At 44.6% G+C, this 10,815-nt stretch carries 13 protein-coding genes; 11 read left to right on the top strand and 2 right to left on the bottom strand.

What is annotated here, in order from left to right; all coding sequences use genetic code 11:
• The 5 genes from CVV44_04660 to CVV44_04640 form a co-directional block, all read left to right on the top strand.
• The coding region (locus tag CVV44_04660) for a hypothetical protein (GenBank protein ID PKL40903.1) at positions 1 to 137 on the top strand (137 nt) is incomplete at its 5' end.
• Positions 138 to 296: 159 nt separating this feature from the next.
• Positions 297 to 1,253: a recombinase RecJ gene (locus tag CVV44_04655; protein PKL40902.1), complete on the top strand. Its 957-nt coding sequence runs from the start codon at positions 297 to 299 to the stop codon at positions 1,251 to 1,253.
• 208 nt (positions 1,254 to 1,461) lie between these two features.
• Positions 1,462 to 1,746, top strand: coding sequence for an RNA-binding protein (locus tag CVV44_04650; GenBank protein ID PKL40901.1), 285 nt, complete (start codon positions 1,462 to 1,464; stop codon positions 1,744 to 1,746).
• A 272-nt stretch (positions 1,747 to 2,018) separates the two neighbouring features.
• Positions 2,019 to 2,726 (top strand): 16S rRNA (uracil(1498)-N(3))-methyltransferase, encoded by a 708-nt coding sequence (locus CVV44_04645; GenBank protein PKL40900.1) that lies wholly within the window; start codon positions 2,019 to 2,021, stop codon positions 2,724 to 2,726.
• An 84-nt stretch (positions 2,727 to 2,810) separates the two neighbouring features.
• Entirely contained in the window at positions 2,811 to 3,590 is a 780-nt protein-coding gene (locus CVV44_04640; GenBank protein ID PKL40899.1) for an acetylpolyamine aminohydrolase, read from the top strand.
• A 33-nt stretch (positions 3,591 to 3,623) separates the two neighbouring features.
• Here CVV44_04640 and CVV44_04635 read toward each other — a convergent pair whose 3' ends face one another.
• The gene (locus CVV44_04635) at positions 3,624 to 4,277 is read right to left on the bottom strand and encodes a hypothetical protein (GenBank protein PKL40898.1); all 654 of its coding nucleotides are present in this window, start codon (positions 4,275 to 4,277) and stop codon (positions 3,624 to 3,626) included.
• Positions 4,278 to 4,383: 106 nt separating this feature from the next.
• On the opposite strand from CVV44_04635, the gene CVV44_04630 reads away from it, so the two are divergent.
• Positions 4,384 to 5,658 (top strand): hypothetical protein, encoded by a 1,275-nt coding sequence (locus CVV44_04630; GenBank protein ID PKL40897.1) that lies wholly within the window; start codon positions 4,384 to 4,386, stop codon positions 5,656 to 5,658.
• Here CVV44_04630 and CVV44_04625 read toward each other — a convergent pair.
• Positions 5,410 to 6,288 carry a radical SAM protein gene (locus CVV44_04625; GenBank protein PKL40896.1) on the bottom strand — a complete coding sequence of 293 codons (879 nt, stop codon included), beginning with the start codon at positions 6,286 to 6,288 and terminating at the stop codon, positions 5,410 to 5,412. The genes CVV44_04630 and CVV44_04625 overlap by 249 nt on opposite strands.
• A 553-nt stretch (positions 6,289 to 6,841) precedes the next feature.
• Between CVV44_04625 and CVV44_04620 the strand changes: the two genes are divergently transcribed.
• The 5 genes from CVV44_04620 to CVV44_04600 all read left to right on the top strand — a co-directional run bounded on the left by CVV44_04620 (position 6,842) and on the right by CVV44_04600 (position 10,814).
• Positions 6,842 to 7,645: a hypothetical protein gene (locus CVV44_04620; GenBank protein ID PKL40921.1), complete on the top strand. Its 804-nt coding sequence runs from the start codon at positions 6,842 to 6,844 to the stop codon at positions 7,643 to 7,645.
• Between the two features lie 155 nt (positions 7,646 to 7,800).
• On the top strand, positions 7,801 to 8,628 hold the full coding sequence (locus CVV44_04615) for a hypothetical protein (protein PKL40895.1): 828 nt from the start codon (positions 7,801 to 7,803) through the stop codon (positions 8,626 to 8,628).
• A gap of 53 nt (positions 8,629 to 8,681) precedes the next feature.
• Positions 8,682 to 9,467 (top strand): AMP nucleosidase, encoded by a 786-nt coding sequence (locus CVV44_04610; protein ID PKL40894.1) that lies wholly within the window; start codon positions 8,682 to 8,684, stop codon positions 9,465 to 9,467.
• A 36-nt stretch (positions 9,468 to 9,503) separates the two neighbouring features.
• Positions 9,504 to 10,253: a chromosome partitioning protein ParA gene (locus CVV44_04605; protein PKL40893.1), complete on the top strand. Its 750-nt coding sequence runs from the start codon at positions 9,504 to 9,506 to the stop codon at positions 10,251 to 10,253.
• Positions 10,254 to 10,274: 21 nt separating this feature from the next.
• Positions 10,275 to 10,814 carry a DNA mismatch repair protein MutT gene (locus CVV44_04600; GenBank protein PKL40892.1) on the top strand — a complete coding sequence of 180 codons (540 nt, stop codon included), beginning with the start codon at positions 10,275 to 10,277 and terminating at the stop codon, positions 10,812 to 10,814.
• Position 10,815: the final 1 nt, after the last annotated feature.

The following is a 10,815-nucleotide window of genomic DNA, read 5'->3' as shown; positions in this document are numbered from 1 at the left end:
AAAACGTTATCGTCTGCAACAGAGACACGAAGCCGGGATATTCCGGCGTGGAAAACTCCCTGTATTCACAAACCAATGTCACCATGCTTCTGGGTGATGCAAAAGATACGCTCGATACAATTATCAACGCTATTTAAAATTATCGATTACCAATCATCTCTTACGTGACAGGCCGTTTTTTTTACAAAGAACGGCCTTTTTTTATCTTGACGTCTGCATTTAAAAAGCCTGAAATATATTAAGGATAGAATGCAGATTATCACTATCACTTTGTTTCTTTCATCGATTATAATACCATGTTTATACAAAACCTCATAGACCACCTGAAAGCAAAAGACCATATATACATTCAGACACACAATTTCCCTGATCATGATGCCGTGGCATCAGCATATGGACTTCAGAAACTCCTTTCGGAGTTCGCCATAAGGACATCGATAATTTTTGAGGGAGAATTGCAGCGTGACTCCCTTAAAAAAATGATAAACGATTTCGGCATTGATATCCGCAATGCATCGGAATACGAACTCAGAGAGGATGACTGGATAGTAATCGTCGACGGGTGCAAGGGAAACAAAAACGTTACGGACCTCATAGGCGATGAAATTGCCGTTATTGACCACCACAACGTTATTTCGCCGGAAGACGTGCCGCTTATCGACATCAGGCCGGGATACGGTGCATGTTCAACAATTATTTATTCATATTTTCGTGATTGTAATGTTGTGATAAATCGCGACACGGCAACGGTGCTGCTTATAGGTATCAACATGGACACTGCGCTTCTCACCCGCGGTGTGAGTGAGGATGATATCGACGCTTACGCCAACCTCTACAGCGCAGCTAACGTGTCGCAGGTGAACTCCCTTCTGCGCAACTACATACAGACAAAGGATCTGAACTTTTACCGATACGCAATAGACAATCTTAAAATTGAACAAAGTGTTGCCTTTTGTTATTTTCCCCAGGGGTGCAATCAGAACCTGCTGGGAATATTGGGGGATTTCATCCTGGCTCTCGAAGAGGTTGATTTCGTTATTCTTTGTGCAGACAATGAAGACAAGATCAACATCTCTGTACGGAGCGAGCGACAGGATTGGAATGCGTCTAAAATTATCCAGGACGTACTCAGGGGGATCGGTTTTGGCGGAGGTCATGCCGACATGGCCGGGGGCATTATCAAAGAAAAATCGGATTTCAACAGTGAAGGTTTTTTAAAATCATTCATGACTCATATGCCTGGTCTGGAATAATTTTTTTCTTGACTTTATCTTACTGTCTTACTATAAGATATTATATATTTGCATTTCACTTTTAAAATGCGCCGATCTTTCATTCAGAAAACTTCTTTATCGAGAAATTCTGGATTACCAACCACACTTCAGCCCGTTATACACAAATATCAACAGCGGCTTTTCCCCTTAAAGAAGTTACAAAATCATATTTTTATGAGGTACTTGTATGTCAGTAAATCTCTATGCGGGAAACCTGTCCTATGACATGAAAGAGGATTCGCTGAAAAATCTCTTCGAATCACATGGAGAGGTAAAATCTGCCAAGATCATCATAGACAAGTATACCGGCAGATCCAAGGGGTTCGGCTTTATTGAGATGGCCAGTGAAAATGATGCAAACACAGCCATTGCACAGCTTGACGGCAATGAAATCATGGGAAGGAATATCCGTGTAAATTTTGCGAAACCCCGTTTTCCCAAAAAAGATCAGCAGCCATCGGCACAAGCATGATGTAATTTTAATGCCATCAGCAGATCAAAATGCATAGGATGGCATTATTTGTTCTTTTTTTTATGTCCGGGCATACTACTCAGATGTCAGATATCCGAATAGCGCTCTCTCTCCCCCGCAATTTTCATCGCAGATTCTTCTGCCCCTCAAATAATTCAGGTATGACATGACCGTCAACGATGTGGTCTTTATCATCGTCTGACAAAATAATTGATCATTACAGTCTATAAATATCTTGATGTGGAACCCATAATACGCAAGCATGACTTGTCATGAACCAGATAATACTTTTCGAAAATGATTTTATCTCCGAAACCAGGGTGCGGCTCAAAGACCGGCGGTTTCGTCATCTCGTTGATATTCATGGCGCCGGGCTTTATGATACATTGAAAGTGGGAAAACTAAACGGCCTCCGTGGAACAGGGCACATCATTGAACTGCAAGACAAGTACGCGCTCATGGAAGTAACGCTTGATACTCCGCCTCCCGAAGCCCTTCCCGTTACGTTGGTTCTGGCCCTTCCCAGGCCCAAGACGCTGAAGAAAGTACTTCACTGCGCCTCCACCATGGGCATAAAAAATATATACCTAATCAGGTCATGGCGCGTTGAAAAAAGCTATTGGCAGAGCCCCCTTCTCTCTCCCGATACCATCGCAGAAGAGCTTATACTGGGACTGGAGCAGGCCAGGGACACCATTCTTCCAATGGTCAATCTTCGACCTCTCTTCAAGCCCTTCGTGGAAGATGAACTTCCCTCAATAGCAGCAGGAACTCTTGCGCTGGTTGCCCATCCCTATGAGAGCCATTCCTGTCCCCGTAATGTCACAACGCCTGTTACGCTGGCTATCGGACCCGAAGGCGGATTCATCCCCTATGAGATAGACCTCCTGAAGCAGACAGGATTTGTGCCCGTTGAACTGGGAGAGAGAATAATGCGTGTTGAATATGCCCTGCCCGTGATTCTTGGACGTCTCTTTTAGCCCCGGCCTAAAATACATTGACAAAACCGGCCCCGGGGATTATCAATAACTGCATTGCCAGGATGTTATTACCCGGAGGCATATATGAGCGTGGAAACAAGATTAATTTATCATTCCCGTTATGCGACCCATTATTCAACGGCGTCCTGTGAAAAACCCGACAGGGTAACCTCGATATTCCAGACTCTCATGGATCATTTTCCCGTTATCGAACCAGGTCCCTGCAGTGAAGACGATATCCTGCTCTGCCATTCCCGCGGCCTTTTGGAATCGGAAAAACAGGATTCCGGCAGATATGAAGTGGCCTGTCTTTCTGCCGGGGGTGCCATACTCTGCAGCGAACTTGCCATGGAAGGTATCAACGCCTTCGGCATCATTCGTCCGCCGGGCCATCATGCCAGTCCTGATCAGAACTGGGGATTCTGCTTTTTTAACAATATGGCAATCGCCATATCCAGGCTTATCAATACGGGAAAAATCGGCAAAGCGGTAATACTCGATATAGACCTGCATTTCGGCGACGGCACGGATAATATTTTTAAATACGACAACAATGTATCGGTCATCAATATTCAGTCATCCACTCCCCGGGAATTCATTGATGAGACCAGAAATGAACTGAAAAAAATAGCCGAAGCTGACATCATCGGCATCAGCGCAGGTTTCGACCAGTACGAAAAGGACTGGGGCAGCAATCTTTCTACGGAAGATTACAGGACGATCGGTATTATCGCGGGAGAATTCGCCGGAAGGATCTGCCGGGGACGGGTTTTCAGCATTCTCGAGGGAGGATATTTTGTGCCGGACCTGGGACTAAATGCACTGGCCCTCATTGAAGGCATAAACGGCGGTCTTGCGATGTAATTATGGGAATCAACTTAATTTTTAGAAGTCCCCTCAGATTTTTCGCCCCACTCCGATATACAATTTCACATCATAGGCATAATCGGGAATGACGCGGACAGCTGCCCCATCGCTCTCGCGTTTTCCCGTGGACCACTGACTGAAGGTGATGACCGTATCATAATTGAATTCTGCGTTTACCACAATCCCCTTTATGAGCTCATATGAATATCCCAGGATAAACCTGCCCCATAGATCGGTGTGCCGGTCATAATTTATGGGCCCCAGTTGCACCTTGTTTACCGGAACCCTGGCTGCCAGTCCTGCGCCGAAATAGAAGTCAATGTTCTTGATCAGGAACAGTTTCACGGAAACATCGGGAATGAAATAGTGTATCCGGATGCCGCTGTTTTCATTAAGCCCCAGAAGAACATCCCACTCGAGACCGGTGCTGAGACAGAATCTTCCGTACCTCCGGTTGTATTCCACCTTGAAACCGAAACCATTGAAATCGAAGGATTTTTCCGGGAGAGTATCGGTACTGCCGGCAACCCGGTACTCACGGTTGAGTTCCAGGTGGCTGAGGGGGATATATGCGGTCCTGCCCATGATAATCTGCTCCATGGCCATACCGCTCCGCTGCAGAGGCACCAGAATAAATAATACTGCAATGCTGCAGTGGAGTAAATATGCTGACGGTTTTTTCATTGTCATTCCGGCATTCATAAGGTATAATGATATATTAAACAGTCCTCAGCGGCTTTTATGTCAAGTATATTCAGGAACGACTTTTCTTCAGTAAAGAAATATATGCATGTATTCGATGATAAATACATACATGAGCGGGAGAAATAAATACATGAAACTAAAACAGGTCCTTTCCATAATTCTTTTACTGGCCATGCCTCTTATGCTTCATTCCGAAACAATTTTTGAAGCTCAGCGGAAAAAACAAAAAGATATGGTGAATAAACAATATACACAGGATATGAAAAGAAAACAGGATCTGTTGAAAAAAATGAAAGCATTCATGAATGATATTAACGGACGTCTGGGCGAGGACAGTCATACCCAGATTGATAATCCCGTGGATCTCGACAAGATTACCGATATCACGGATACGGATCATATCCACTCGAAAAAAAAGGTCCCTGAGCCGGTCTATGCCTATGTGAATACCGATTCCGTACGCCTGCGATCATGGCAGACCACGTCCAGTGAAGTTGTGGGTAATCTGACATTCAGAGAAAAAGTTCAACTATTGGCTCAATCCGAAGAGAATGAAACGATAAACGGTGTGGCAGCACGATGGTTCCTGGTAAAAAGAGAGAACAATGACGAGGGTTGGGCATTCGGCGCCTTTATCCAGAAGGATATACCAGCTGATAAAAAAGACCTCGCAAAGCCCGACGATTCGGAAAAAAAAGAATCAACAGGAAAACAAAGTACCCTCCTGTTGCCCATTGAAGGAAAAAGAAGCAGCAATTTCGGATATCGAGTTCATCCCGTCACAAAGAAACGGCAATCCTTTCACAAGGGTATTGATATTGCCGCCCCTATCGGCACACCGGTAAAGGCCGCGGCCGACGGCATCATCCGTAAGGCTGAGTTCAACCGCAATGGCTACGGCAATCTTATCGTAGTAGAGCACGAAAAAGACCTTACCACGTATTATGGCCATCTCTCGGAAATTCTCATAAAACCCGGCATCAGGGTGAGAAAAGGGGATCTCATCGGTAAGGTGGGAACAACGGGACTCTCGTCGGGGGCCCATCTTCATTTCGAGGTACGCCGCAGCAACAAGGCCCTTAACCCCGATGAATTTATTGTCATGATGGAATTACAGTCCCCGCATGGATTCATCTCTCAGTATGGCCCGATCACCCTCTCTGAGCACCTTGTCGACAGTCTCAATCATTTTTTTCTTATCCCGCTGAAGAGTGCCGTTTACGGGAAGGTAGTTCGACGCATGGACTCCAACGAATTTAAGATTATCGATGGTTATATTTTCAAACATCATTTTCATTTCCTTCAATGTTTCCAGAGGTTCCAGAACATGGAAAGTGCCGTTTCTGACCCGGTTGTATAGAATTGTTCCGGGAACGGGAGTCACGGTGAGAGCCGCAAGATAGTTTGGCCTCATGGCATTGCAGATTTCCGCCGTATCAATTGCATGATCCACGCTTGCTTTGTCCTCACCTGAAATCCCCAGCAGCACCATGGCCGAAAGATTGATTCCCGCCTCCACAAGGTTCTGACCCGCTTTTAACATATCGGCACGATTTACACCCTTATGAATCTCTTCCAGAAGTTTATCATTACCCGTTTCAACGCCCAGGTACGCCTTGGTAAGTCCCTGCTCTCTCAGGGCTTTTAATTCGGGTAGTGACTTTTTAAGCGTGCTCAGGGGACCTACATAAGTCCCCACGTGCCGGAGCAGCGGAAATACAGCCTTTAATTCATGGAGAATGGCCATCAAGGCATCAGTTTCCATTTCAATGGCATCCCCGTCTATGAGGAAGACCTTCTCGGTATCGGGATAATGTCTGCCTGCAGCATGAATATCATCAATTATTTCATCCAGGGCTCTGACCCTGTATTTTTTATCTTTATACATGCCGCAAAATGTACATTTATTATGCGAACATCCTATCGTGCACTGTAAAAGGTAGCTGCTTGCTTCGCTAAACGGCCGAAAAATAGCTCCTTCATATCTCATAAAAAAACCTCATCTTGTCTGATCCTGCAAATATACATTAGTCCCATGGTCAGGTAATTGATACACTATTTTTTTAAGACATAAAAACGCAACCTTTTTTAAACATACGGGAACCTTCATAAATCATTATTTGGCAGGGCCCTTATGGCTTATCCTGAACGATTTCGACAGAGGTGCCCATAGAAGAATGATCGAAAAAAAATGACTCCATATTATTCCCCCTCCCTCTTGACAAATCATCAAAATTGACGCATACTTACATAAATAGAGAAAAGCCTATTTTACATCTTTAATAATCATTATAGCAAAGTTAAAAATTTTGTACATGGAAACCACAGAGACCAAGCAACGAAAGCTGCAAATCCTTCTTGTTGAAGATGAAGAGGATCACGCCATTCTGGTGAAGAGAGCCTTCAGAGCCAAGTCTCGGGATATTGAGGTTTTGATTGCAGGAACCCTGGCCAAGGCCAGAGAAATAATTGCCGATGTAAAGCCCGATCTGGTCATTTCAGATTATTTGCTGCCCGACGGAATAGCCATGGACATCCTTCCCATGGATACCGAGGATATTTCTTTTCCCTTCATAGTTATTACTAGCCACGGAGATGAGCATATCGCCGTGGAAGCCATGAAGGCAGGAGCACTGGATTATGTGGTAAAATCTGAAAACTCCATGCTCGATATGCCCCATATCGCCGAACGGGCCCTCCGCGAATGGAATCATATAACAGAACGCAAATCTGCTGAGAAAAAAAGCAGTGAGAGCCTGATAAAGCTTCATAAGACCATGGATGGGATAATAAATGCCATGATGCTCACCATCGAGGCACGTGACCCTTATACAGCCGGGCATCAGAAAAAGGTTGCCATTATCGCCGAAGCCATCGCTGTTGAGATGGGACTCACGCAGGATCATCTCGATGCGATACGAATGGCCGGCCTCATCCATGACCTTGGGAAAATATATGTACCCTCGGAAATACTCAGCAAACCAGGCCGCATCAGCGAGGCCGAATTTGACATTATAAAAACCCATCCTACCGTTGGATATGATATACTGAAGACCATTGAATTCCCCTGGCCCATAGCCGATATTGTTTTACAGCATCATGAGAGAATAAACGGATCAGGCTATCCCGGCGGAATTACCGGTGACCGGATTCTCATAGAAGCTAAGATAATCAGCGTTGCCGATGTAGTGGAAGCCATGGCCACACATCGGCCTTACCGGGCAGCCCTGGGCATCGATATCGCCCTCGAAGAGATAAAACGCAATCGTAATAAACTGTATGACCCCGATGTAGCCGATGCCTGCATCAAACTCTTTGAAGAGCGCAATTTTACCTTCGAATTATAGAAAATACCTCCCAACTCCAGGCTGTATAATTCACTTTTTAATTGACAACAGGGAAAAATTATCTACATTCCTCTTTATACCGCCATGGAAAAGAATGCAGCATTTCACTGTTTTCAGGAAAATGCTGTGATAAAAGGACCCTTTAATTTATAAACATGAATAAACCCGGTTTCATTTCAAACAAACGAGCAATCCTTCTATCTGCTTCTGCCGTATTAATATTCTCCATGGCTGCCTCCTTTCTCGCTTATTACAGTGGGATTACGGCAACAGTTCGGGGACTTCATGAGTATGGCACGATCATATACGGGATTGAGCGCCTTTTCATAGAAAAGTATCCCATCTATTCCGATCATGTGACACCGGGAATGGAAATGGAGCTTCGCAAACATCTTCTCCCTGATCACCTTTGTGCAGTCAGGTCCGGGGATATTCAGCCTCTCTCTCAGGATAGTGATATCAACGAATTTGTAAAAAAAGGCCTTCTTGTCCCCCTTGATCCCGGTGTTGATGATTTTTATTTTTTTTATAATGTTCCGCAAAAATATCGTTATGCAACGGACGCCACCAAAAAAGGCCTGGAAACGGTGATGAACCGGTTCCAGGAGAAGCTCAGATTAAGGGCACCTGTTCCGCCGGTCAAAATAGCCGTATCCTCGGTTTTACGCCCGGGAGCCTATCAGAAAAACCTGAAAGGGAGTAATAAAAACGCCTCCGATGAATCAACACATTCATACGGCAGGAGCTTCGATGTTTTCTATGACGATTTTTATGTCATACTGCCTGTTTATGACAAAATACCCTGGCTCGCAGAACCCTTATTCGAACAGTTCCGGAAAAAATGCGGATTTATGCTGGGGGATTCATTGAGACGACAATTTCGCGCAGTATTGTCAGATACACTTATTGAGCTCCAGAATGAAGGGATTATCTATGCTATATTTGAAAAACGACAAAGCTGTTACCATATAACAATATTATAAAGCTGCCCTTGAAGGATGATGACAAGTCTTTTAAAACATACCAGAGGTCTATTATGAGCCAGACGCTTCGTCCCGACACCTATGCCCGGAATACTCTTGAACGCTATACTGGTTCAGGCATAAATGAATTCTGTTCCTCCATCCTCCTGGTAAACTTCCCCCGATACGTGGAGGATTTTGCCGCCATGACAGGAGCAGTACTGCATAAAGGATACTGGTCCGTTGCCCATGACAAAAAGTCCGATATTTCAATCATCAATTACGGGGTGGGATCACCCTCGGCGGGAATTATTGCCCACTGCCTTGCCTACCTTGATCAACTTCAGTGCGCAATAATGCTGGGCATGTGCGGCGGTATCGATGACGAACTGGAAATAGGAGAACTTCTTATCCCCACGGCCAGCGTCAGGGATGAAGGTACGAGTAAACACTATCTCCATCCTAATGTACCGGCTCAACCCACTTTCTGGATTAATCGTATTTGCGAAGAAACCATTAAAAAAGAATTGAATATAAACCCCAAGTCGGGAATTATGATGACAACCGATTACCGCATGTGGGAATTTGACCAAGAATTCATTGACTATATCATGCAGCATAGGATACTTGCCATTGATATGGAGATCGCCACGCTTTTCTCGGTCGCCTATGCCATGAACATTCCTATTGGAGCAATCATGCTCATTTCTGATATGCCACTTCAAAAAGGCGGTATCAAAAGCAAGGAAAGCGCGGAAAAGGTCTTTCAAAAGTATGCAGAACAGCATCTCCATATCGGATTAAAGGTTCTTGAAGAAATTAAGAAAAATTCCTTTAGCAAGAGCAAATTCGAATGGTAACGAGTTTTACAGATGCTGTAAAATTATGGGGGCTTTATGAGAATTATTTCCATTTCCAATAACAAGGGCGGAGTGGGCAAAACCACGAGCACTGTAAACATTGCCGCTGCCTTAAGCCTGTTACAAAAAAAAGTTATGATTATCGATATCGATCATCAGGCGCAGGCCACGTATCACCTGGGCATCAATCCCAAGGACCTTGAGCGAAGTATTTTTGAGGTTCTCAAAGGTGAACTTTCCTATACCGATATCCTGGTGAATCGCGACGGCATTGACGTTCTCCCGGCAAAGCATGACCTTAAGGATTTGGATTTTCTTCCTTTCCCCGCTAAGGAATTTCTTCTCAAAGAAGCCCTGGACGGGATCAAAGGTTATGATTTCATTCTCATAGACTGCCCCCCTTCTCTGGGCATTCTGACACTCAATGCTCTCTGTTTCTCAACGGAAATCTTTATTCCACTCCAGCTCCAGTTTCTCCCCTTTCACGGAATGTACAATCTTTTCGAGGGAGTCCAGATGGTAAAAAAAAGATTGAATAAGGACCTGGAGATAACGGGAATTATCGGCACCATGTACAATGCCAGCAAGGCTATCAACAGGGAGGTCCTTGAGGAGACGGAATTGCGTCTTCCCGGAAAGCTCTTTAAAACGATAATACGGGAAAATGTTTCTCTCCAGGAGGCTCCAAGCTGGGGCAAGACCATCTTTGAATATAAGCCTGACAGTAAAGGAGCAAAGGATTACATGGATCTTACAAAGGAAATTATTAAGCAGTTTGAGCCCTGATAGTCAAGGTTTCACCCTTCCATGGAACAGTTCTACCCCGGGAAAATAATGAAATTCTGTCCGCGTTGCGGATCGGACCGATTTACCCTCGAAGAGGATATGTCCTTCCTCTGCGGACAATGTGCGCTGCATTATTATATCAACGCCAGTGCGGCAGTCACTGCCATTATCGAAAATGAGAAAGATGAAATTCTTTTCACACGTCGTTCCCAAGAGCCGGCCAGGGGCATGCTTGATCTCCCCGGCGGATTTGTCGATGTTCTGGAAAGCGCGGAAGATGCGCTGAAACGGGAGATCAATGAGGAGCTTAATCTTGAAATCTCGGAATTAAGGTATATTAAATCCTTTCCCAACCGGTATCTTTTCAACGACCTTGTCTATTTTACTCTTGACCTGGTATACCGCTGTTCCATAAAAGACATGTCTGGGATCAGGGCTGCCGATGATGTCTCGGGTTTTTCTTTTATCCATCCCGGCTATATTAATATTGATGAAATTGGACTGGAATCCGTTAAGAATATTATCAATTATTTCAATGAACTGAAAAACGCGAATACATAAC

Source organism: Spirochaetae bacterium HGW-Spirochaetae-1, assembly GCA_002839375.1.
Classification (GTDB): domain Bacteria; phylum Spirochaetota; class UBA4802; order UBA4802; family UBA5550; genus PGXY01.
This window is presented reverse-complemented; position numbering and strand designations above follow the sequence as displayed.